2 protein-coding genes are annotated in these 26,710 nt (G+C 70.6%); both read right to left on the reverse strand.

The window, feature by feature from the left end; genetic code table 11:
- Positions 1-3: 3 nt before the first annotated feature.
- Positions 4-1,017 (reverse strand): alpha/beta hydrolase, encoded by a 1,014-nt coding sequence (locus OYT95_RS19865; protein WP_268788753.1) that lies wholly within the window; start codon positions 1,015-1,017, stop codon positions 4-6.
- Positions 1,014-26,678, reverse strand: a complete 25,665-nt coding sequence (locus OYT95_RS19870; RefSeq protein WP_268788754.1) for a non-ribosomal peptide synthetase — start codon at positions 26,676-26,678, stop codon at positions 1,014-1,016. The genes OYT95_RS19865 and OYT95_RS19870 overlap by 4 nt, the downstream gene beginning before the upstream one ends.
- Between the last annotated feature and the right edge of the window lie 32 nt (positions 26,679-26,710).

Raw genomic sequence — 26,710 nt, forward strand, 5'->3', positions numbered from 1 at the left:
AGCTCACATATCGAGGGCTCGGGCGAGGACGGGCCACGATTCATGCAGGGCGTCCTGCCAGTACCCCCACGAATGTGTGCCGGTGTCCCGGAAGTCGACGGTCGCGGGGATGCCGAGGGTGTCGAGCCGGTCCACCAGCCGGTGCGTGCAGTAGTTCGTCGCCGCCTCGATGACGCCGCCGATCACGATCTGGTCCGGGAGCGGCGGCGCCCCGGCGGGACGGACGGCGCCGAGGGATTCGTACGGTCCGGGCAGTCCACTCGCGTTGGAGATGTACAGCTCGAGCCCGCGGAGCTTGTCCGCGTTGACGTAGGGGTCGTGTGCCGCCCAGGCCGGGTCGTCGGTGGGACCCCACATGTTCTCGGTGTCGCCGCCGCCCACCACCTCGACCACCAGCCGGACGAGGTTCTGCCCGATCGGATCACTGGTCATCGCGCAACCGCTGTACGACGCGACACCCCGGTACAGGCCCGGCGCCTGGACCGCGAGGTCGATCACCGAACCGGCCGACATCGACAGCCCGCCGATCGCGTTCACCCCGTTGGCGCCGAGCGCGGTGTCCAGCACCGGCGGCAGTTCCTCGGTGAGGAACGTCTGCCATTTGTTCCGTCCGAGGACGGGATCGTCGCTGCGCCAGTCGGTGTAATAGCTGATGTAGCCGCCGACGGGGATCACGACGTTGGCGTTCTTGTCGGCGAAGAAGTCGACGATGTCGGTCTGCCGAATCCAGTTGGCGCCGTCCTCACCGGCACCCGCTCCGTTCAGCAGATACAGCGTGGGACGCGGGACGCTGGTGTCGGCGGGGCGCAGCACCTGCAGTTCCACGACCTCGTTCATCGACGGCGAGTACACGAAGACGTTCCAGCGGCGGTCGTCGACCTTCTCGATCCGGTCGAGGCTGCCGGACGTGCTCGGCGCCACCACCGCACCGCCGTCGGCGGGCTCGGCCGTCGCCACGGGCCCGGGCAGGCCGAGCAACGCGGCGACGGTGGCCACCCCCGCGGTGAACAGTCTCATCGGTCGATCTCCATTCTCGAAGCGTGATGCACGCCGTGGGTGAGGTATTCGGCGAGCAGTGGGCCGATCACCCGGACCGCGGCGGGTTCGGTGATCTGCCAATGGTTCGATTCCACAGGGTGATTCGTGATCCGTCCGTTCACCCAGGGACGCCAGGTGCCGACCGCGCGCCGCAGCGTCGGATCGTCGTGCGCCGCCGTGAAGAACAGCACGTCGCCGTCGAACAATCCGGGCCGGTAGTCGCGCATGAGGCCGGCGTTGTGGTGCGCGGCCGCGGTCAGGCGGTGCACGTGCTCGGGGCTCAGGGCCGACAACGCGGCCACCGTGTCCGCACCCTCCGCGGGCACCGTCGCCTCACCGGTGTCCTGCGGTTGCTGCCTTTCCGCGAAGCTGTCGAGCATCACCAGTGAACCGACCGAATCCCCCGCCTGCTGCAGTTGCACCGCCATCGCGTGGGCGACGACGCCGCCGATCGACCAGCCGGCCAGATCGTAGGGACCGTCCGGCTGGATCCTCCGCACCTCGGCGATGTACCGGGCGGCGAGTTCCTCGATCGAGCCGGGCAGCTCTTCCCCGGTGACGGCCGGAGTCTGGATGCCGAAGACGGGCCGGTTTTCGTCGATGTGTTCGGCGAATCCCGTGTAACACCAGGACAGTCCGCTGATCGGGTGGATCCAGAACATCGGCATACCGGCACCGCCCGTGCGGATCGGGAAGACCACGTCGAGGGCGGTGTCCCCGGTGTCGCCGTCGGCCGCGTCCATGCGCGCGGCGATCGCGGCGGGTGTCGGCTCGGTCATCAGCCACTGCAGCGACACGGTCACGTCGCTGCTCGCCCGCAGACGGCTCACCGCCCGCATCGCCGACAGCGACGTGCCACCGAGGTCGAAGAAGTTGTCGTCGGCGCCGACCCGGTCGACGCCGAGGACTTCGGCGAAGACCGACGCGACCGTGTTCTCGTTCCCCTCGGCCGGCCGACGGTATTCGGCGGCAACGAAATCGGGGCGCGGCAGCGCATCGGCGTCGAGCTTCCCGGTGGGGGTGAGCGGGACGGAATCGATGCACACCACCGCCGACGGCACCATGTGCGTCGGCAGGAACTCCGACACGAACGCGCGCACCCGCGCGGGGTCCGGGGCAGATCCCGCGGCGGGCACCACGTACGACACGAGCACGGTGTCGCCGGACGGGCCGCGGCGGCCGAGCGTGATCACGTAGTCGACGTCGGGGTGTTCCAGCACAGCGGCGTCGATCTCACCGAGTTCGATGCGGTAGCCGCGGATCTTGACCTGATGATCCGAGCGGCCGCTGTATTCGAGCTCTCCCGTTCCGGTCCAGCGGACGACGTCGCCGGTGCGGTACATGCGGTCGCCGGGTGCGCCGTAGGGGTTGGCGACGAATCGTTCGGCGGTGAGGCCGTGCCGGGAGTGGTAGCCGCGGGCGAGTGCCGGTCCCGCGACATACAGTTCGCCGGGGACTCCGGCGGGGACGGGGCGCAGGCGGGTGTCGAGGACCATGATGTCGAAGCCGCGGACCGGGTGCCCGATGGTGACGGGTGCACCGGCGGTGAGGTCGCCGACGGTGGAGATGTCGGTGGCCTCGGTGGGGCCGTAGCCGTTGAGCATGGTGCGTCCGGGTTGCCAGCGGGCCACCAGTTCGGGGGTGCAGGCCTCGCCGCCGACACCGAGGACGCGCAGCTCCTCCAGCCCCGCAGGGTCGATCGACGACAGCATCGCCGGGGTGATCAACGCATGCGTCACGTGCTCGCCGCGGACGAAGGCCGCCAGTTCCTCCCCGCCGATCACGCTCGGTGGGGTGATCACCAGAGTCGCTGCGGCGGAAAGGGCGGACATCATCTCGCCCACCGCCATGTCGAAGCTGGGCGACGTGTTGTGCAGGAACCGGGACGACGCGTCGACGCGGTAGTGCTCGCGACGTTCGGCTGCGAGGTTCGCCAGCCCGCCGTGGGTGACGACAACACCCTTGGGTCGCCCGGTGGAGCCGGACGTGTAGATCATGTACGCCGGGTTCTCGACGCGCACGGGACGCGCGCGTTCCGCATCGGTCACCGGGGTGGCCCGGGCGGCATCGAGTGCGTCCGCGAGTTCGTCGAGAACGAGCCAGGACACGCTGTCCGGCAGGGCATCCCGATCGCCGGCGGCGGTGATGCCGATGTGGGCGCCCGAGTCGAACAACATGTGGTCGATGCGGTCCGTCGGGTAGGTCGGGTCGACGGGGAGATACGCGGCTCCCGTCTTGGCCACTGCCCACACCGACAGCACCGATTCCACCGACCGCGACAACGCCACGGCGACGAACGCCTCGGGTCCCACACCCTGCGCGAGCAGCAGCCGGGCCAGACGGTTCGACCAGGCGTCGGCCTCGTGGTACGTCCAGTCGCGACCCTTCCAGGACAGCGCGACCCGGTCCGGGGCGGTACTCGCGGCGGCGTCGATGATCCCGGCGAGCGTGGCCGGCGCCGCGGTCGGCAGACCACGGACGGGAGCGAGTGCCGCGCGCTCGTCGGGATCGAGGATCTCGATGCCACCGATCGGTGCGGCGGGGTCGGCCACCAGCGCGGCGAGAACCTTCAGCAGCCGTGCGCGGAGCGCGGTCACGTAGGTCGCGTCGAACGCGTCGGTTCGATACCTCAGCGTGAACCGCAATCCGTCGTCGGCGAACACCGTGAGGGTGAGCGGGTAATGGGTGGCTTCCTCGCCGGACACACCGAGGACGGTCATGCCGTCGATCGACGTCACCTCGGCCAGCGCGGCGGCATCCACGGGATACGACTCGAACACCGTCAACGTGTCGAACAGGGCGCCGCTGCCGGCGGTCTGCTGCACGTCGCTCAGGCCGAGGTAATGATGATCGAGCAGAGTCGCCTGTTCGCGCTGCACGCGGATCAGGAGGCCGGCCGCGGACTCGTCCGGGTCGACGCGTACCCGCACGGGCAGGGTGTTGATGAACAGGCCGACCATCGACTCGACGCCCTCGAGTTCCGACGGGCGGCCCGATACCGTCGCCCCGAACACGATGTCGTCGCGGCCGAGCATGCGGGACAGCAGGATTCCCCACGCCGTCTGGACGAGCGTGTTGAGCGTGACACCCAGTTCCGCGCCGAGCGCGGTGAGCTGCGCGGACAGGCCGGGTCCGGCATCCGCATCCACCGCCGCCACCGTTGCGGGCCCAGGTAGTCCGGGACCGTCGGAGGCGACGAGGGTCGGCTGCTCGACGCCGGCGAGCGCCTCGGCCCACACTTCCCGGGAGGCTGCCCGGTCGCGCGACGCCAGCCACGACAGGAACGCGCGGTACGACGGCACCCGCGGCAGGACGGACACGTCACCCCGAGTGGCGTACAGGACGAGGAGTTCCTTCAGCAGCAGCGGCATGGACCAGCCGTCGACGAGGATGTGGTGCAGGGTCACGGCGAGGGCGTGGTGGCCGCCGCCGTCGTCGATCAGCGTGAACCGCAGGAGCGGGGGCGACGCGAGGTCGAATCGGCGTTCGCGGTCGGCGGCGAGCGCCTCGTCCCGCGCCGCCACTCGGGCGGACTCGTCCATGGCCCCGAGATCGACGGTGCTCCAGGGAATCTCCACGCTGTCGAGCACCACCTGCACGAGCTCACCCGTGGTCGCGCCGACGAACGCGGTGCGCAGGTTCGCGTGCCGGTCGAGCAACGCGGAGATCGCCGCACGCATCCGATCGGCGTCCACGACGCCGCCGAGTTCGAGCACCGTCTGCGTCGTGTAGACGTCCACCGTGTCCTGAGCGAGCTGCGCGTGGAACGCGAGTCCGTGCTGCAACGGCGACAGCGACCAGACGTCGGACAGTGCCGTGTACTGCTCTTCCCACAGTTCGAGGTCCCGCTGCCCCACCAGGACGAGGGGCACGTCCGACGGGGTGAGCCCGCCCGCTGTCCCGCTGTCCACGTGCGCCGCGACTGCGGTGAGCGCGCTCGTCCACAGGTCCGCCAGTTCCCGGACGTCCGCAGCCGACAGCAGTTCCCGGGGATACGAGAACGTGGCCGCCAGCCGGGATTCGCCGTCGACGCCGGTGACGATCGCATTGACGTCGAGAACGGCGGCAGCGGGCATGTCGTCGTTGCCGACGCCCCGGAGGTCGTCGATGTCGGTGGCGGGCGTCCAGCCCAGGTGCGCGAACTCCTCCGGAATGTCCGCCTCGGATACCCGGCCCAGGTAGTTGAAGCTGACCTGGGGGGTCGGGAGTTCCTGCAGCGCCGCGGCGGTCCCGGAATTGAGATGGCGCAGCAGTCCGTAGCCCAGCCCGCGGGCGGGCACCGCGAGCAGTTCTTCCTTGACGGCCTTGACGGCGCGGGAGGTGTCGGCCGTCCCCGCGAGGGCGGCGTCGACGTCGATTCCGCCGAGGTCGAGACGAACCGGATACACGCTGGTGAACCATCCGACCGTGCGGGAGAGGTCGGCGCCGGGCGCCGCCTGCTCCTCGCGTCCGTGGCCCTCCAGTTGGAGGAGCAGCGACGGCTCGCCGATCCCCCGGCGACGCCGCCAGGCGCTCACGGCCAGGGTGAACGCGGCGATCAGCCCGTCGCCAACGCCGCCCCGGAAGGCAGCCGGAACGGACGTCACGAGCGATCGCGTCACCGACGCGTCGAGTTCGACGCGCACGTGGTCGACCGTGGCCAGGACGTCGACGGCGGGGTCGAACGGCCGGGACCCGAGCGTCGGGTCCGGACCGTCGAGAACCCTCTGCCACAGCGGCAGTTCCGCAACCCGTTCCGGGGTGTGCGCGTCCTCGGTGAGGGCGTGCGCCCACCGGCGCATCGACGTGCCGACCGGCGGGAGAGTCGCGGCCCCACCAGACGAGATCTGCGCCCACGCGGCGATCAGATCCGGAATCAGGATGCGCCAGGACACGCCGTCGACCACGAGATGATGGGCGGCGACGATCAGACGGCCGGTGCGCCCGGGTGCGCCCACCGGATCGAGCCAGACGCATTGCAGCATGACACCGGCCCGCGGGTCGAGGCGGTCGAGTGCCGAATCGAGTTCCCGCCGTGCCGGTTCGGTCGGATCGGTCCGCGGATCCCAGTCGATCCGGTGCACGAGGGAGGCGACGTCGACGGCGCCTGCCGGTGCCACCTCGAGGGTGTCGTCGCCGACGAGGCGGGCACGCAGGATGTCGTGGTGATCGATCACGGCAGACAGGGTCGCGAGCAGACCTGACCGGTCGATGCCCGCCGGCAACTCCAGTGCGACCGACTGCGAGTAGCGGTCGAGAGTGCCGCCGCGTTCGGTGACCAGACGCATCACGGGGGTGAGCGGCAGCGTGCCGACTCCGCCGCCCGGGAGTTCCTCCAGCACGACGGGTTCGGTGTCGGTGGCCCTGGCCGCGACCTGTGCGAGACCGGCAACGGTCTTGTGCTCGAACACGTCCCGCGGCGAGATGATCAGGCCGTGCGCCTTCGCCCTCGACGCCAGCTGGATCGACGCGATGCTGTCGCCACCCAGGCCGAAGAACGAATCGTCCACACCGACCGTCGGGGCGCCGAGAAGTTCCGCGAACACGGCCGCCAGGACCTTCTCGGTGTCGGTGACCGGTGCCCGGAACCGTGCGGATGCTGCGACGAATACAGGTTCGGGCAGTGCTCCTCGGTCGAGCTTCCCGTTCACCGTCACCGGCAGCGACTCGATCACCACGTAGGCATCCGGGATCATCGGCGCCGGCAGAGTGTCCTCGAGGTGGCGGCAGATCGTGTCCGTGTCGAGTGCGTGACCGGGAGCAGGCACGAGGTAGGCCGCGAGGCGCTGACCCGACGGGGTGTCGTGGACGACGACGGCGGCCTGACCCACCGTGTCGTGCCGGGTCGCCGCCGACTCGATCTCCCCCAGCTCGATCCGGTTGCCCCGGATCTTCACCTGGCTGTCGCCGCGACCGAAGTACTCGAGTCCGTGCGTTCCGGTCCAGCGGACGACGTCGCCGGTGCGGTACATGCGGTCGCCGGGTGCGCCGTAGGGGTTGGCGACGAATCGTTCGGCGGTGAGGCCGTGCCGGGAGTGGTAGCCGCGGGCGAGTGCCGGTCCCGCGACGTACAGTTCGCCGGGGACTCCGGCGGGGACGGGGCGCAGGCGGGTGTCGAGGACCATGATGTCGAAGCCGCGGACCGGGTGTCCGATGGTGACGGGTGCACCGGCGAGGAGGTCGCCGACGGTGGAGATGTCGGTGGCCTCGGTGGGGCCGTAGCCGTTGAGCATGGTCCGTCCGGGTTGCCAGCGGGCCACCAGTTCGGGGGTGCAGGCCTCGCCGCCGACCCCGAGCACCCGCAACTGCGGGTGTCCGCCGGGATCCATCGTGGCCAGCACCGCCGGGGTGATCAGCGCATGGGTGACCTGCTGACGGTCCAGGAGGCCGGACAGTTCGTCGCCGCCCACGACCTCGGTCGGTGTGATCACCAAGGTGGCGGCGGCGCTCAGCGCCGACACCATCTCGCCGACGGCCATGTCGAAGCTCGGCGACGCCTTGTGCAGGAACCGGGACGACGCGTCGATGCGGTAGTGCTCGCGACGCTCGGCCGCGAGGTTCGCGATGCCGCCGTGGGTGACCACGACACCCTTGGGCAGACCCGTCGAGCCGGACGTGTAGATCATGTACGCCGGATTCTCGACGCGGACGGGACGGATCCGGTCCGCGTCGGTGATCGGGTCGGCGCTCGCGGACGCATGCCGGGCGGTGACGTCGGCGGTGTCGAGGGTCAGCCAGGCGACGGTGTCCGGCAACGCCGCCCGCTCACCGGACAGCGTGACACCGAGAGCGGCGCCCGAGTCGGTGAGGATGTGCGCGATGCGATCCGCCGGGTACGTCGGATCCACCGGCACGTACGCGGCACCGGTCTTGGCGACCGCCCACACCGCCAGCACGGAGTCGAGCGAACGCGGCAGAGCCAGGGCCACGAACGTTTCCGGCCCCACACCGTGCTCGAGCAGCACCCGCGCCAGCCGCGTGGACCACTCGTCAGCCTCGCGGTACGTGTACTCCCGGCCGCTCCAGTACAGCGCGGACGCATTCGGATCGGTCCGGACGGCGGCGTCGATCAGGCCCGCGAGGGTGGCCGGCGGCGCCGACGGCACACCCCGCACGCGGGCCGCCGCCCACTCGGCCGGGTCCAGGAGGTCGATGTCGCCGACGATCGCACCCGAGTCGGCCACCGCGGCGTCCAGGACGCGGACGAATCGCCGGGCGAAATCCTCCGCGGTCTCGCGGTCGAAGAGGTCGGTGGCGAAGCGCAGCGCACCCGACAACCCGGCAGGCGAATCGCCTTCGGAGAGGACCAACGCGAGGTCGAACTGAGCGGTGTCCGTCTCGAACGGAACGGGTTCCACGGTCACGCCCGGCAATTCGAAGCGCGTGACGCCCCGATGCTCGAATGACAGCGCCACCTGGAACAGGGGTGTGTGGGCCTGCGTGCGGGCGGGGGCGAGGACGTCGACGAGCCGCTCGAACGGAATGTCCGCGTGACCGTACGCGCCGAGGTCGGTGTCCCGGACCCGCGTCAACAGTTCGGTGAAGCTCTCGTGCGCCGCGACGTGGGTACGCAGAACCAGGGTGTTGACGAACATCCCGACCAGGTCGTCCAGGTGCTGCTCACCGCGTCCACCGACCGGTGTGCCGACGGCGATGTCGGACGTCGACGACAACCGCGACAGCACGACGGCGAGCGCCGAGTGCAGCACCATGAACACGGATGCGCCGTGATCGCGGGCAGCCTGCTCGAGTGCCACGGCGGTCGCCGCAGGAATATCGAAGCGCACGGTGTCGCCGCGCTGCGACGGCACGGCCGGGCGCGGCCGATCGGTGGGCAGCTCCAACAGGTCCGGAAGCCCGGACAGCGTCTCGGTCCAGTACCGGATCTGCTGTGCGGACAGGGATTCGGAGTCGGTCTCGGAGCCGAGTGCCGCATGCTGCCAGATCGCGAAATCGGCGTACTGCATCGGCAGCGGAGACCAATCCGGGGTACGGCCCGCACTCCGGGCGGTGTAGGCGACCATGACGTCGCGGGCGAGCGGGCCCATGGACACGGCGTCGCCGCTGATGTGGTGCACCACGATGACGAGGACGTACTCGTCGACGGCGGTGCGCAGAAGCCTTCCCCGGATGGGGATTCCCGCGGTCACGTCGAAGCCACCGTGCAGGGTGCGGCGAACCTCGTCGGGAAGTTCGTCGGTGGTCACGTCGACCGGGGTGAGATCGAGGTCGACTCGGTCTGCGGGCAGGATCACCTGCACGGGGCCGTCCTCGATGTCCGGGAACACGGTACGCAGCGACTCGTGACGCTCCAGCACGTCGTGGACGGCGGTGTGGAGGGCCGCGACGTTCAGGGATCCGGTCAGCCGGATCGCGAGCGGAAGGTTGTATGCGGCCGACTCGGGATCGAAGCGGTTCAGGAACCACATCCGGTTCTGCGCCGGCGACAGCGGGATTCGCTCGGGTCGCGGTGCGGCCACGAGTGCCGTCCCGCCACCCGTACCGGCGAGGACGGCGACACGTGCTGCGAGTGCTTCGACGGTGGTGGCTTCGAAGAGTTCGCGGACGGGGATTCGGGTGTCGAGGGCGCGGCCGAGTCGGGCGGCGACCTGGGTGGCGATGAGGGAGTTGCCGCCGAGTGCGAAGAAGTCGTCGTCGAGGCCGATGCGGTCGAGGCGGAGGACGTCGGCGAAGATCTGGGCGACGGTGGTTTCGGTGTCGGTCGATGGTGCCCGGAAGGTGCGGGTTTCGAATGTGGGTGCGGGGAGGGCTTTGCGGTCGAGTTTGCCGGAGGTGCCGAGGGGGAAGCTGTCGAGGACGAGGAGGGTTTCGGGGAGCATGTAGGTGGGCAGTGCCTGTGCGAGGTGTGCCCTGATGTCCGCGGTGTCGAGGTTCGCGCCCGATGCGGGGACGAGGTAGCCGACGAGGTGGTCGCCGGTGGTGGTGGGGACGACGAGTACCGCGGCCTGCGACACCTGGGTGTGGGTGAGGAGGGCGGTTTCGATTTCGCCGAGTTCGATGCGTTGGCCGCGGAATTTGACCTGGAAGTCGGTGCGGCCGATGTAGTCGAGTTGGCCGGTGGTGGTCCAGCGGACGAGGTCGCCGGTGCGGTACATGCGCTCGCCCGTATTCGAATACGGGTCGGCGACGAAGCGGTCGGCGGTGAGGTCGACGCGGCCGTGGTAGCCGCGGGCCAGTTGGACGCCGGCGAGGTAGAGCTCGCCGGGGACTCCGGTGGGGACGGGGTGCAGGCGGGAGTCGAGGACGTAGACGCGGCTGTTCCATTCGGGTGTGCCGATGGTGACGGCGCCGCCCTGGGGGGTGTCGGTGACGTCGGCGCAGGTGATGGAGACGGCGGCTTCGGTGGGTCCGTAGAGGTTGTGGATCCGGGCCGGGGAGATCCGGGCGAAGTCGTGGACGGTGGCGGCGGGCAGGGCCTCCCCGATCACGAACACGTGCTGCAGGGACGCGATCTGCTGTGGATCCACGGACCCCGCGAACACGGACAGCATGGACGGGACGAAGTCGGTTGCGGTGACGCCGTATTCATCGATCAACCCGGCGAGGTACTGCGGGTCGCGGTGCCCGTCGGGTGCCGCGACCACGAGGGTGGCGCCGGCGGCCAGGGGCAGGAAGTAGCCCCACAGCGACACGTCGAATGTCGTCGCGGTCTTCTGCAGGTACACATCCGATGCGTCGAGTGCGTATTCGGCACGCATCCAGGCGATCTGGTTCACGATGGCGCGGTGGGTGACGGCGACGCCCTTGGGTTTGCCGGTGGAACCGGACGTGAAGATCACGTAGGCGACCCCATCCGGGTACACCGTCGGATTCGTCAGCGGTGCCGAGGAAACGTCATCGACGTCGAGGGTGTCGAGAAGGATGACGGACCTGTCGCTCGTGAAGGCGTCCCGGGATGTGGTCAGGACGCAGATCGGGTCGGCGGCGTCGAGGATGTAGCCGATGCGGTCGGCGGGATGGTCCGGGTCCACGGGGACGTAGCCGCCGCCGGCGGTCAGGACGGCATACATGCCGACGACGAGGTCGAGGGAGCGGCGCATGGCCAACGCCACCAACGACTCCGGTCCCACGCCCTCGGCGGTCAGGACCCGGGCCAGCCGGTTCACCCGGTTCGCGAACTCCCGGTAGGTCAGCGATTCGCCCTCGAAGACGACCGCCGTCGCGTCCGGGGTCCGCCGAACCTGATCCGCGAAGGCGTCGAGCAGCCGGGCCTCGGGCAGCGGATGTGCGGTCCGGTTGCGAATATCGACCAGCTCGTCGTACTGGCCCGAATCGAGCAACGCCACATCCCCGACCGCCGTGGACGGGTCGGCGGCCACGGCCCGCAGGATGCGTGTGAACTGTTCGGCGAACGTGGCAACGGTGGAGGCGTCGAACAGGTCGGTGGAGTAGGTGAACGACGCGTGGATACCGCCCTCAGCCTGTTCGGTGAGGGTCAGATGCAGATCGAATTCGGCTGTCTGCAGCTCGGCCGGGACGGTCGAGACCTCGAGTCCCGGCAGGTCGAACGTGGCGGGGGCGAGATTGTGGAAGGACAGCGCCACCTGGAACAGCGGGTGACGCCCCTGGGAGCGGACCGGATCGAGTACTTCCACCAGCCGCTCGAACGGCACGTCGGCGTGCGAGAACGCACCCAGGTCGGCTTCGCGGGTGCGCTCCACCAGCTCCCCGAACGTGGCGTTCGCGTCGACGTGGGTCCGCAGGACCAGGGTGTTGACGAACATGCCCACGAGCTCGTCGAGGGCCGGCTCGCCGCGACCGGCGACCGGAGTCCCGACTGCGATGTCCGCAGTGTTCGACAACCGGCTCAGGAACAGTGCGTAGGCGGCGTGCACGGTCATGAACAGGCTGGCGTCGCGGGCGGCCGCGAGTTCACGCAGCAACCCGTGGGTGTGGGCGTCGACGGCGAACACCAGTTCCGTGCCGCGGTGCGACTGTCGCCGCGGGCGCGGCCGGTCGGTGGGCAGCGTGAGTTCGTCCGGCAGATCGGCGAGAGTGCGCACCCAGTAGTCGGTTTGGCGGGACACGAGCGACGTGGGGTCGTCCTCGTTGCTGAGCAGTTCGCGGTGCCACAGGCTGTAGTCGGCGTACTGGACCGGGAGCGGCGACCACGCGGGCTCGTCCTGTTGCGCGCGTGCGGTGTACGCGACCATCACGTCGCGGGCCAGCGGCGCGAGCGAGAATCCGTCGGCGGCGATGTGATGGACCACGACGACGAGAAAATGTTCGTTCTCGGACACGGCGAACAGTCCGGCGCGCAGGGGGGTTTCCACGGTGAGGTCGAATCCCGTGCTCGCGAATTCCACGGCTCGCTGCAGCGCCTCGCTCTCGCTCACCTCGAGCACGGTCAGGTCCGGGAGCGCCGTTTCGGTGCAGAGCAGGACCTGATGCGGGCCGGTGGGTGAGTCGGGATAGATCGTGCGCAGCGCCTCGTGCCGTTCGAGGACGTCGCCGAGCGCTGACCGCAGAGCGGAGACATCGAGCGACCCGGCCAGACGCAGACCGAGCGGCAGGTTGTCGACGGCGGACGCCGGGTCGAAACGGTTGAGGAACCACACCCGCGCCTGCGCCGGGGACAGCGGAATCCGATCCGGTCTCGGGCGTGCCGCGAGCACCGGACGGTCGGACTGCCCGGCGGTGTCCACGGCGGCGGCCAGCGCGGCGACGGTGGGTGCGTCGAACAGAGACCGCACGGACAGGGACGTGCCCGTGGCCGCGCGCAGGCGGGCGATCACCTGCGTGGCGGACAGGGAATTGCCGCCGATCTCGAAGAAGCTGTCGTCGGCCCCCACCCGTTCGACGTCGAGGATATCCGTGAAGACCTGCGCGACAACCAGTTCGGACGCGGTCGCAGGCGCTCGGAACACCGTCCGCGCCGTGAACGTCGGGGCGGGTAGCGCCGTGCGGTCGATCTTCCCGGCGGGGGTGACCGGAATGGCGTCGAGCAGTGTGACGGTTGCCGGCACGAGCGCGCGGGGCAGAAGTTCGGCCGCCGCCGCCAGGATGTCGGAGACGTCGGGGCTGGTCCCCGGCGCGGGCACGACGTAGCCGACGAGTTGATCGCCGAGCCGAGGGTGGTGGTGGACGGAGGCTGCCGCGGCCACCACGTCGCCGTGCCGGGACAGGGCGGCCTCGACCTCGCCGAGTTCGAGGCGCAGACCCCGCAGCTTCACCTGGGAGTCGGCGCGGCCCACATAGGTGAGCTGCCCGTCGGACCGCAGCCGCACCAGGTCCCCGGTCCGGTACATCCGGGACCCCTGGGGTCCATGAGGATTGGCGACGAACCGTTCCGACGTCAGGCCGAGCCGGGCGCGGTAACCGCGGGCGAGCCCGGTGCCGGACAGATACAGCTCACCCGTGACACCGCGCGGCACGGGCCGCAGCCGGGAGTCGAGGACGAGTTCCTGCGCGCCGTCGAGCGAGCTGCCGATGGTGATGTCGGCGCCCGGGGTGAGCGGTTCCCCGATGGTGACGACGATGGTGGTTTCGGTGGGTCCGTAGCTGTTGAAGAAGCGGCGCCCCGGGGAGAACTGTTCGACCAGTTGCGGCGGGCACACCTCACCTCCGACGACGACGGTGCGCAGGTCGTCGAGTGCATTGGCATCGACGGTGCTCAGTGCGGCCGGGGCGGTGATCACGTGGGTGACGCGCTGGTCGCGGAGCAGGGCGGTGAGGTCTTCGCCGCCCAGCACGGACGGCGGTGCGATCACGAGGGTGGCACCGGCGCTGAACGCCTGGATCATCTCGAAGACGGAGGCGTCGAAACTCGCGGACGACAACCGGAGCACGCGGGACCGCGGGGTGGTGGCCAGTTCCGGGCGTGCCTCCGCGGTGAAAGCGCTCAGCCCCGTGTGGGTGACCGTGACACCCTTGGGTGTTCCGGTGGAGCCGGACGTGTAGATCAGGTACGCCGGGTGTGCCAGGCGCAGCGGCGTGACGCGGTCGCGGTCGGTGACCGGTGCGGCCGACGTGACGAGTGCGGCGTCGTCCAGCACCAGCCATTCGGTGGCGGCCGGCAGCACCGCAGCGGTGGCGGTGTCGGTCAACCCCAGCGTCGCACCGGAGTCGAAGAGCATGTGCTCGATGCGTTCGCGCGGGTAGCTCGGATCGACGGGCACGAACGCGGCGCCCGTTTTGGTCACGGCCCATACGGCGAGGACGGCCCGCGCCGTCCGCGGAAGTGCCAGCGCGACCATTTTTTCCGGTCCGACGCCGTGCGCGATGAGTACGCGCGCCAACTGGTTCGACTGCGCGTCGAGGTCCGCGTAGGAGAGTTCACCCTCCTCCGAGACGAGTGCGATCCCGCCCTGTCCGGCTCCGCTCGTGAAGATGTCGGGCAACGTGCGCGCGACCACGGCAGACGGCTCGGGCCGCGCGATCAGTCCGGCGCGTTCGGTGGCGTCCAGCAGATCGAGATCGCCGACCGCGCGACCCGGTTCGGTGATCGCGTTCCGCAGGATCCGTTCGAAACGGAGGGAGACCGAGTCGATCGTGTCGCGGTCGAAGAGATCGGTGGCGAAAATCCACGTCGCCGCCATTCCGTCGCTGTCGGCGCGGAGGGTCAACTGCAGATCGAACTTCGCGGGCACCACACCGAGATCCATCGCCGACACCGACAACCCGGGCAGTGCGAGCTGGTCCACGGTCTGGTCCTCGAGCGACAACGCCACCTGGAAGATCGGCGAATACGCCTGGGAGCGAGCCGGTTGCAGAAGATCGATCAACCGCTCGAACGGCAGATCCGCGTTGCCGTACGCCGCGAGATCGGTCTCCCGGACATGCCCCAGCACCTCCGCGAACGACGACGCCGGATCGATGTGGGTCCGCAGCGCGAGGGTCCCCACGAACATGCCCACCAGGTCGTCGAGCGCCTGCTCGCCGCGGCCGGCGACGGGAGTGCCCACCACCACGTCCGTGGTCGCGGCAAGGCGTGCGAGGAGGGTGGCGAGGGCCGCGTGCACCACCATGAACAGGGTGGCGCCGTGGCTGCGTCCGAATGCGGTGGCCTGCTCGACGAGTGCGCTGTCCAGGCGGAACGTCGCGACCTCCCCGCGCAGCGACGCCACGGCCGGCCGCCGCCGGTCGGTGGGAAGTTCGAGCAACTCCGGGGCCCCGCGCAACTGTTGACGCCAGTATGCGGCCTGACGCGCTGCGACACTGTGGGTTTCGGACTCGACGCCGAGAAGCTGCCGCTGCCAGACACTGTAGTCGGCGTACTGGACGGCGAGCGGTGTCCAATCCGGCTCCCGGTGACCGGCGCGGGCGGTGTACGCCAGCATCAGGTCGCGGGCGAGCGGCCCCATCGACGCGCCGTCCGCGCTGATGTGGTGCACCACCACGACGAGGACGTGTTCGTCCGGCGACAGTCGGAAGACGTGGCTGCGCAACGGAACCGCCGCTGTGACGTCGAAGCCGGTGGACAGCTCGGCGGTCAGCAGTGCGAACAGCTGGTCTTCGTCGTCCACCCGGCGCGGTTCGAGGTCCACCGCGAGGTCGTAGAGGGGAACGATCCGCTGGTACGGGCCGTCTGCCGACTCGGGATACACCGTCCGCAGCGCCTCGTGGCGCTCCAGGACGTCGCGCAGTGCCGCGCCGAGGGCGGCCGTGTCGAGGTCGCCGGACAGCCGCAGCACGAGCGGGATGTTGTACGCCACCGACTCGGGGTCGTAGCGGTTGAGGATCCACATCCGGGACTGCGCCGCGGACAGCGGAATACGTTCCGGTCGTACGATGCCTGCCAGCACCGGACGGTCCCCGCGCTCGGCGGCGTCGACCACCGCGGCGAGGTCCGCGACGCCGGGTGCCTCGAAGATCACCCGCACGGCCAGCGACGTGCCTGCCGACTCGTTGACCCGGCCGATCACTCGAGTGGCACTCAGCGAGTTGCCGCCGAGGTCGAAGAAATCGTCCTCGGCTCCCACGGTCTGGGCGCCGAGCACGTCGGTGTAGGCGGCCGCGACCAGCCGTTCGGTGTCGGTGCGCGGGGCCACGTACTCGCGGACCGCGAAGACCGGTTCGGGCAGGGCCTTGCGATCCACCTTGCCTGCCGGAGTCAGCGGAACCCGGTCGAGCACCATCACGGTGGACGGCACCATGTGTCCGGGCAGGAGGCGGGCGGTGTGGGCGGTCACCTCGGCCGGGTCGACGGCGCATTCACCGGCGGGAAGCACGTAGGCCACCAGAGTGGTCGCGTCGCCCCGGACGGGCAGCGCGGCCGTGACGGCGAACTCGACGCTCGGGTGCGACGAGAGGACGGCGTCGATTTCGCCGAGTTCGATGCGGAATCCGCGAATCTTTACCTGGAAGTCGGCGCGGCCGAGGTACTCCAGTTCACCTTTCGGGGTGTACCGCACCAGATCGCCGGTGCGGTAGAGGCGCCCGGGGGCGTACGGGTTCGCGACGAAACGTTCGGCGGTGAGCGCGGGACGGTCGTGGTAGCCGCGCGCCAGCGCGGGCCCCGCCAGATACAGTTCACCCACGACGCCGTCGGGCACCGGATGCAGCCGCGAATCCAGGACCAGGGCAGTGGTTCCCCGGATCGGAGCACCGATCCGCACCGGCTCGCCCGCCGTCATCGGTCCCGACAGCGTCGCCATGATCGTCGACTCGGTGGGCCCGTACGCGTTGAACATCCGTCGCCCGGGCGCCCACCTCGCGACCAGTGCCGAATCGCAGGCGTCGCCGCCCACCACCACGGTGCCGAGTTCCGGCAGCGACTTCGGGTCGAGGGTCGCGAGCGCGGCCGGGGTGACGAAGGCGTGGGTCACCCGCCGGTCGCGGATCCGTGAGCCGAGGTCCTCCCCGCCGTACACGCCGGTGGGCACGGTCACGAGCGTCGCGCCTGCCGCGAACGCCATCAGCAATTCGAGAATGGATGCGTCGAAACTGGGTGACGCGAAATGCAGTGTCCGGCTCCGATTGTCGAGCGCGTACCGTTCCACCTGCTCGGCGGCGAATGCGTCGAGACCGGCGTGGGTGACGGTGACGCCCTTGGGGATTCCCGTCGAACCCGACGTGTAGATCAGGTAGGCGGGGTGTTCGGCGCGGAGCGGCAAGGTCCGGTCGGCGTCGGTGACCGGATCGGCGGACGCGCCTGCACCCAGTTCCGGGTCGTCGAGGAACAGCCAGTCGGTGGTTCCGGGCAGGGTCGCCGCGAACCGGGAGTCGGTCAGGCCGAGGACCGCGCGCGAATCGGTCAGCAGGTGTTCGATGCGGTCCGCGGGGTAGTCCGGATCGACGGGCACGAACGCGGCGCCGGTTTTGGCCACTGCCCAGACCGCGGTCACGGACAGTGCGGAGCGGGACAGCGCCACCGCGACCACCGTTTCGGGTCCGGCTCCCCGCGCGAGAAGAACCCGGGCGAGCCGGTTCGAGCGGGCGTCCAGGTCCGCGTAGGACAGTTCGCCGTCGTCCGTGACCAGCGCCGTGCCGCCTGCCGCAGCCGCGTGGTCGAGGATCTCCGGGAGCGTGCGCCGTCCGGAGTGCCGCAGGCCGGTGCGCGTGGTGAGGGCGGCGCGTTCGGTGTCGTCGAGCAGTGCGACGTCACCGACGGCGAGTGCGGGGTCCGACACCGCGGCGGCGAGGATCCGGACGAACCTGCGCCCGAACGCCTCGACGGTCGTGCGGTCGAACAGATCGGTGGCGAACGTCCACCTGCCCTGGGCGCCCGACCCGCCCGGCTTCTCCGTCACCGACAGGTGCAGGTCGAACTTGGCGACGGCCTCGTCGAGCGGGAGTGCCGCGACGGCCAGTCCGGGGAGGTCGATGCGCGGCGGCGCGACGTCGTCGATCGACAGCACCACCTGGAACAGCGGGTGATGGGCGGTCGAGCGGTCCGGGTTCGCGATCTCCACCAGACGCTCGAACGGGATGTCGGCGTGCGCGTAGGCGGCGAGGTCGGTGTCGCGGGTCTGTTCGACGAGCGAGCGGAACGTTCGCGCCGGGTCGACCTGTGTGCGCAGGACCAGGGTGTTGACGAACATGCCGACCACGTCGTCGAGCGCCGCCTCCCCGCGACCGCTCACCGGGGTGCCGACGGCGACGTCGGCGCTGCCGGACAGCCGGGACAGCAGCACGGACAGGGCGGTGTGCAGCACCATGAACGGGGTCGCGCGAACGGAGCGGGCGAGTGCGGTGACCGCGCCGTAGGTCTCGGGGTCGAGGGCGAAGTCGACGGTTGCGCCGCGATGCGATGCGACCTGCGGTCGGGGACGGTCGGTGGGGAGTTCGATCCGCTCCGGCAGCCCGGCGAGAGTGTGCGTCCAGTAGTCGATCTGCCGGGCGGCGAGCGATCCGGCGTCGGCCTCGTCGCCGAGGACGTCGAGTTTCCACAGGGCGTAGTCGGCGTACTGGACGGGCAGTGGTGGCTGCTCGGGTGCGGCTCCCGCCGCGCGGGCGACATACGCGGACATGACGTCCCGCGCCAATGGCCCCATCGACCAGCCGTCGGCGCTGATGTGGTGGGTGACCAGAACCAGCACGTGCTCGTCCGGTGCGACCCCGAGCAGGGCTATGCGCAGCGGGACGTTCGTCGTCACGTCGAAGCCACGGGTCACGAGGTCTTCGACGGCGGCCGGAAGGTGCTGCTCCGTGGTGGGGACGGGTGCGAGGTCGACGGTGGTCGCGTCGAGCACCACCTGGTGCGGTCCGTCGGCGGAGTCGGGGTAGACGGTCCGCAGAACCTCGTGACGCGCGATCACGTCGCCGACGGCCGCGGCGAGCGCGCCGACCTCGAGTTGTCCGGTCAGCCGCAGCGCGGCGGCGATGTTATAGGCGCCGGACGTGGTGTCGAACCGGTTGAGGAACCACATCCGGAACTGCGCCGGCGACAACGGCAGCCGCGACGGGCGGCGGGCGGCGACGAGGGCGGGGTGGCTGTGCCCGGCGGGGTCCGTGGTCGACGCCGCCGCGAGAGCGCGGACGGTGGGGGCGTCGAACAACTCCCGAACCCCGAGCGCGGAGCCCAGTTCGGCGTTGATCCGGGCGACGGCCCGCGTCGCGGTCAGCGAGTTGCCGCCGAGGTCGAAGTAGTTGTCGGTCGCGCCGACCTCCGCGACGCCGAGGACGTCGGCGAAGATCCGGGCGACGGCGATCTCCGCGGCGGTCGCCGGCGCCTCGAACGCGGCGGTCGCGAACGCGGGCTCGGGCAGTGCCCGGCGATCGAGCTTGCCGTTGGGCCCCAGCAGCAGCGCGTCGAGGAGGACGAACGCCGACGGCACCATGTAGGAGGGCAACTCCGCGGCCGCGTGAGCGGAGAGCCGGTCGGGGTCCGCGGTGCTTCCGGACCGGAGAGCGACGTAGCCGACGAGGCGTTCGGCCGGCCCGTCCCCGCGCACCAGCACGGCCACCTGGGCCACGTCGGGATGGTTCAGGAGCACGGCCTCGATCTCGCCGAGTTCGAGTCGCTGCCCGCGCAGCTTCACCTGGAAGTCGGTGCGGCCCAGATATTCCAGCTCCCCGCCGTCCGTCCAGCGCACCAGGTCGCCGGTCCGGTACAGGCGGGCGCCGTCGGCCGAGAACGGGTCGGCGACGAACCGGTCGGACGTCAGGTCGGGGCGTCCCACGTATCCTCGGGCGAGCTGGGTGCCGGCCAGATACAGCTCGCCGGGAACACCGACGGGCACCGGGCGGAGCCGGGAGTCGAGGACGTACACGCGGGTGTTCCACACGGGCGCGCCGATCGGCACCGGACCGGTCGCCGACGCCTCGGTGCGGTGGAACGTCACGTCCACCGCGGCCTCGGTGGGACCGTACAGGTTGTGCAGGGCGGCACCGAGTTGCCGGTGGAAGCGCGTGACGGTGGTCCGCGGGAGTGCCTCACCGCTGGCGAAGACCTGCCGCACGCTGGTGCAGCGCGCGGTGTCGGCGTGCTCGAGGAACACGTCGAGCATGGAGGGGACGAAGTGCAGCGTCGTGACACCCTCGTCGTGGATCAGCCGGGACAGGTAGTGCGGGTCCCGGTGCCCGCCGTGTTCGGCGATCACCGTCCGCGCGCCGGTCGTCAACGGCCAGAACAGTTCCCACACGGACACGTCGAACGTGGCCGGGGTCTTGTGGAGCACCACGTCCCGCGCGTCGAGGGGGTAGCTGTCCTGCATCCACAGCAGACGGTTGACGATGGCGGCGTGCGACACCGCCACGCCCTTGGGGCGTCCCGTCGAACCCGACGTGTAGATCACGTAGGCGGGGTGGTCGGCGCGCAGCGGGGTGAGACGCTCCGCGTCGGACAGCGGTGACGTCGCGACGGTGGACAGGTCGAGCCGGTCCACGCGCACCGTGCGCAGGCCGTCGGGGACGACCCGTGTGTCGGCGGCGGTCACGAGCACCAGTGCGGGGCGGGCGTTGCCGAGTACGTGGGCGATGCGGGCCTGCGGATGGTCAGGGTCGACGGGGAGGTAGGCCCCGCCCGCGCGGACGACGGCGTGGAGGGCGACGAACTGATCGAGTGACCGGCGCAGCGTGACGACCACGATGGATTCGGGGCCCACCCCCTGCGAGATCAGGTGGCGCGCAAGGGCGTTCGCCCGGGCCTCGAACTCGGCGTACGACAGCGATTCCCGTTCGAACGTCACCGCCACCGTGTCGGGTGTGCGGAGCGCGGCGGCGTCGAGGAGATCGACGAGAGTGACGGCGTCGACCGTATGATCGGTCGCATTCCACGCCTGCAGGGTGAGGGCGCGTTCGGTGTCCCCGAGTAGATCGACGGCACCGACCGGGGTGTGCGTCCGGGTCATCGCCGTCAGCACCCGCGCGAATCGATCCGAGATCCGACGGGCGTCGTTCTCGCCGAACGTGTCGGCCGAATACTCCAGCGTGAGGTGCAGATCCGGTTCGAGCACCGTGACGAGCGCGAGTGGGTAGTGGGTGGCGTCGGTGACGTCGATACCGCGGACCCGCAGGCCGGCGATGTCGGTGTCCGGGTCGAGGGCCGCGCGGTCGACGGGATACGACTCGAACACGGTGAGCGTGTCGAACACACTGCCCGGCCCGGCGACCGACTGGATCTCCGTGAGCCCGACTTGGTGCCGGTCGAGCAGACGCACCTGTTCGTCCTGCAGCCGGCGGAGGAGGGACGAGACGGGTTCGTCCGCATCGAGGCGTACGCGGACGGGAACGGTGTTGATGAACAGCCCGAGCGTCTCCTCGACGCCGGGCAGATCGGCTGGACGTCCGGACACGGTGGCGCCGAACACCACGTCGTCACGGGACAGCAAGCCGCACAGCAGGAGTCCCCACGCGGCCTGGATCACCGTGTTGACGGTGACGCCGTGCTCACGGGCGATCCGGGTGAGCTGTCCGGCCAGTTCCGCCGTGACCGGGACGTCGACGTCCCGGGGAGCCGAGCCGTGGCCGGTGTGCTGCGGGGCGAGGACGGTCGGTTCGGTGGAGCCGTCGAAGGCGGCCGCCCAGTCGTCGAGCGCGCCGGCGCGGTCCTGTTGGGCGAGCCACGCCAGGTATCGGCGGTAGGGGCGCGCGGGCGCCGCGATCGGTGCGTCCGACGCGTACAGCAGCAGGAAATCCTTGACGAACAGCGGCATCGACCATCCGTCGAACAGGATGTGGTGGTTGGTGATCACCAGCGACGTCCGGTCGCCGGAGTGTGCCAGCACGAACCGCAGGAGCGGCGCTGCCGACATGTCGAACCGCGTCGCGCGCTCGGCGGCGACGAGTTCGTCCAGCCCGCCCGCCTCCCCGTGCAGGTGGACCTCGCGCCACGGCACGGTCACCGAATCGAGGACCAGCTGCGCGGGGACACCGTCGGTGTCGTAGACGAACGCGGTCCGCAGAGCCGCGTGCCGCTCCAGCAGGCGTTGCGCTGCGCGGTGCAACCGGCCCGCGTCGACGTCGCCACCGAGATCCAGCAGGATCTGCGACGTGTACACGTCCACCGCGCCGGCGGAGAGGCCGGCGTGGAACAGCAGACCCGACTGCAGCGGCGACAGCGACCAGATGTCGTCGAGCCGTCCGTAGCTGTTCTCCCACAGCTCGATCCGGTCCTGGCCCACGGACACCAGCGGAACGTCGGACGGAGTCAGCCCGGCCGGGCCCGAGCCCCGCACGTGCGAGGCGAGGCCCTCGAGCGCCGTCCGCCACAGGTCCGCCAACCGCTCGACCTCGGGCGCGGTCAGCACTCCGGACGGGAAGTCGAACGTGGCGGTCAGCCGGCCGTCGTCGCCGACCACGGCATTGATGTCGAGGACGAAGGCGGTCGACAGTCCCGCGCCGCTGAACACATTGAGGTCGACGCGGGTGGCTGCGGGAATCCAGCCGTTCTCGCGCACCGCGTCCGGGAGGTCGCCGGCGCCGACGCGTCCGAGATAGTTGAAGCTGACCTGCGGAGAGGGCAGCGCATTCAGGATTACGCCGCTGTCGTCGCGGAGGTGACGCAGCAGTCCGAAACCGGTGCCGTTCCCCGGAATACGACGCAGCTGCTCCTTGACGACCTTCACGGCCCGCCCGGCCTCGGGTCCGCCTGCCAGTGCGTCCGCGACGTCGAGCGCGTCCAGCGCGATCCGGGCCGGGTAGGCGGTGGTGAACCAGCCGACGGTGCGCGACAGGTCGGCGCCGGGCACGAGGGACTCGTCGCGGCCGTGGCCCTCGAGGGACAACAGCAGTGTGCGGTCGCCGCGCCACGCGGCGAAGGCGAGACCGAGCGCCGTCACCAGGCCGTCGGTGGCGCCCCCGCGGAACGCGGTCGGCAGAGTCGTGAGGAGGTCGGCGGTGACGTCGGGTCCGATCTCGGCGGACACCCGCCCGGTGGTCGCGCCCGTGTCGACGGCAGGATCGAGCGAACGGGAACCGAGTGCCGGAACCGGGCCGTCGAGGATGGACCGCCAGACGTCGAGTTCGGCCGGCACCGAGTCGGTGCCCGCCGTCTCGGCGAGGGCGTGCGCCCAGCGGCGAGCGGACGTCGCGACCGGCGGAAGTTCGGGGGCGCGGTCGGCGGCCACCTGCGCCCAGGCGGTGGCGAAGTCGGGCACGAGGATCCGCCACGACACTCCGTCGACCACCAGGTGATGGGCCATCACGAGGAGTGTTCCGGGAGCGTCGGCGGGGTCGACCCACACCAGTTGCAGCATCGTGCCGGCGGCCGTGTCGAGGCGGCCCGCAGCGGCCCGGCATTCGGTGTCGAGGACGGCGTCGAATTGTTCGGTGCCGGGCATGCAATCGGTACGTACGTATGTGACGACATCGTCGGCACGCACGGACCCGGCGGGCTCGACCACCAGTTCCCGGCCGTCTGCCGAGAGGCGGGAGCGCAACGCGTCGTGGTGGTCGAGGATCGCCGCGACGGTCCGGTGCAGCCGCGGCAGGTCGACGTCGGCGGGCGCCGTCAGCGTCACGGCCTGGTAGAAGGTGTCGAGGCGGGCGCGGTCCCCGTGGCTGCGACCGAGGACGTCACGACCGATCGGTGTGAGCGGCAGGGCGCCCACTCCCCCGCCGGGCAGTTCGGGCAGGCGCAGATCCTGCGCCGCGGCCAGGTCGACCGCGACCTCGGCGAGCCCGGCAACGGTCTTGCGCTCGAACACGTCCCGCGGGGTGAACGCCACGCCGGCGGCCTTCGCCCGGGACACCAGCTGGATCGCGACGATGCTGTCGCCGCCGAGAGCGAAGAAGGAGTCGTCGACGCCGACCGCGTCGACGTGCAGCACCTCGGCCACCGCGTCGGCGACGATCTGCTCGATCGGCGTCGACGGCGCGCGGAACGGCGTTGCGGTGGTGCCGAACTCGGGGGTGGGCAGTGCACCGCGATCCACCTTGCCCGCGGGCGTCAGCGGGATCGTCTCGAGCGGCATCGTCAGCGACGGCACCATGTGCGCCGGGAGGAACTCACCGGCGAACGCGGCCAGCGCGACGGGATCGAAACGGTGATCCGGCCGGATCCGCACGTACGACACCAGCACCGAGGTGCCGCCCTCGCGTTCGTGCACGGCGGACACCGCGAAGTCCACCGACTCGTGCGCCGACAGCACCGCATCGATCTCGCCGAGTTCGATCCGCAGTCCGTGCAGTTGCACCTGGAAGTCGCTGCGCCCCACGTACTCGAGGACGGGGCTCTCGCCGCGGCCCCACCGCACGAGGTCGCCGGTGCGGTACAAGCGGTCGCCCGTGGCCGCGGCGAACGGATCGGCGACGAATCGCGACGCCGTCAGACCCGACCGGCCGTGATATCCCTCGGCGAGCCCGGGGCCGCCGAGATACAGCTCCCCCGTCACTCCGCGGGGCACCGGCCGCAGCCAGCGGTCCAGGACCAGTGCGCGTGCGCCCTGCATCGGACCGCCGATGGTGATCGCCGCGGGGTCGGTCTGCGGACCCGTCATGGTGATAACGATCGTCGATTCGGTGGGACCGTAGCTGTTGTAGAGGCGGCAGCGGCTGCCGAAGCGCTCGACGAGATCCGGCGGGCACACGTCGCCGCCGACGACCACGGCCTCGAGCGAGTCGAGGCCGGCGGCATCCACCGTTCCCAGCACCGCGGGTGCACTGATGATGTGGGTGACCCGCTGAGAACGGAGCAGGGCCGCGAGGTCGTCGCCGCCGTAGACGTCGGGAGGTGCGATCACCATCGCCGCGCCCGCGCTGAACGCCTGCACCATTTCGAACACGGACGCGTCGAAACTCGACGACGAGAAGCGCAGCACCCGCGAGTGGCGGGTCACGCCGAGCTCGGGCCGGGCCGGCGCGGCGAACGTGGCCAGGCCGGTGTGCGTCACCACCACGCCCTTCGGCGTGCCCGTCGAACCGGACGTGTAGATCATGTACGCCGGATGGTGGGGCGTCAGCCGGGCCGGCCGATCGGCGTCCGTCACCGGCGTGACTGACAGTTCCGCGCACGCCGACGCGAGCGCGGGGTCGTCGAGGGCGAGCCATTCGACGGCGGTACCCGGAAGCAGGTCACGGTGGGCGGTTGCCGTCAGTCCGAGGGTGACTCCGGAATCGGACAGCATGTGGGCGATGCGCTCGGCCGGGTAGGCCGGGTCGACGGGGACGAAGGCCGCACCCGACTTCGCCGCGGCCCACACCGCCACGACGGAGTCGACGGACCGGGTGAACGACACCGCCACGAAATCGCCGGGGCCCACGCCGCGGGTCAGCAGCAGTCGTGCGAGCGCGGTGCTGCGCTCGTCGAGTTCGCGGTAGCCGATCGTGGTGCCGTCGAGGATCAGTGCCGTGCCGTCCGGATTCGCCCGGACACCCGAGTCGAACAGCTCGGCCAGCAGCATCGGGGCGGGGGCCACCGGGCCGGCGGCAGGCACGAGTTGTGCGTGCTCGTCCGCCGTCAGCACGTCCAGGGCGGCGACCCGAGCGTCCGGGTCCGCGCCGGCGAACCGGGCGAGCAGGTCGAGGAAACGTGCGTGGTGTTCGGCGAGCTCCCCGTCCCCGTACAGGGCGGGGTTCGCCTCGAAATCGATGCGCGACGAGCTTCCCGCCACACTCGGGTAGAGGTTGACGGAGAGGTCCTCGACCGGTCCGGTCGACAGCACGTGGAACTGTCCGGTGAGCTCGCCGAGGGTGATCTCGGAGTGGAAGTTCATGATGTTGATCGCGGGCCCGAAGAAGCCCCGCTGATCCCGGGCGGCACCGGCGTCGCGCCGGATGTCCTCGCTGCGGTAGCGCTGGTGGCGCAGCGCACCGGTGAGCTCGAGCTGGACGGCGGAGACCAGCGCGCCGACCGTCGTCCCGGGGGTGATCGACACCCGCAGCGGCACCACGTTGGACACCATGCCGCCCGATCGGCGCAGGACGGCGTTGGTGCGGGCCGACACGGGCAGGCTGAGAACGACGTCGTCGGAACCCGTCATCCGGGCGACGAACGCGGCGGTCGCGGCGACGGCGACAGCGGCGAAGGCGGAGTCGAGGCGCTCGACCGCCCGGTCCACGGACCGGGCGATGTCGGTGGGCACCGGGCCGCCGTGCCACCGCGACCGGGCCTGCGCCGGGGCGCTGCGGCCCGCGAGGCCGGTCGGGGCCGGAAGGTCCCGGGAGCGGGTCGCCCAGTAGTCGCGGTCGGTGCGGAACCGGGAGGAACCGCGGTACACGTCCTCGGCCGCCGAGACGTCCCGGAGGTCGCCCGCCACCGATGCCGTCGGCTCCACGCCCCGGACCTCGGCCGTGTACAACTCGGCGGCGCGGTTCATGAACTTCATCGCGCCGTAGCCGTCGAGCGCGATGTGGTGGATGCGGCAGTACCAGAGGTGGTGGTTCTCGCCGATCTGCAGCGTGGCGCCCCGGATCAGCCGGTCCGAGAGCAGGTCGAGCGGTGCGGCGTAGTCGGCGCGCATCCAGTGCAGGGCGGCGGCGTGGGGGTTCGGTTCGGCCCGGAAGTCGTGATGCTCCACCCCGTCGTCGAGGGTGAAGTCGACCATCTGGAGCGGTGCGCCGTCGATCTCGACGATGCGGAGCATGCCGCTACCGATCTCGCGGGCAGCGGCCTGACCGGCCCGGCGAAGGGCGTCGACGTCCAGTTCGCCCTCGATGTCGACGTACTGCGCGATCGTGATCGGCACGTCGCCCATGAGGTGCTGGGCAAACCAGATACCGCGCTGAGCGGCGGTCAGCGCGAAGGGTCGCGAATCGTGGTCGCTGACACTCGTGTCGATGCGGGCGGGGCTACCAGCCGCGAATTCTGCCGGTTCCAAGGGTCGTTCTCTTATCTGCTGGGAGCAGCGGG

The organism is Rhodococcus sp. JS3073 (assembly GCF_026810085.1).
Lineage (GTDB): Bacteria > Actinomycetota > Actinomycetes > Mycobacteriales > Mycobacteriaceae > Rhodococcus_F > Rhodococcus_F wratislaviensis.

Excerpts from the sequence above, each read along its gene's own strand:
- OYT95_RS19865 (WP_268788753.1), bottom strand. The coding sequence starts at position 1,017 with ATGAGACTGTTCACCGCGGGGGTGGCCACCGTCGCCGCGTTGCTCGGC.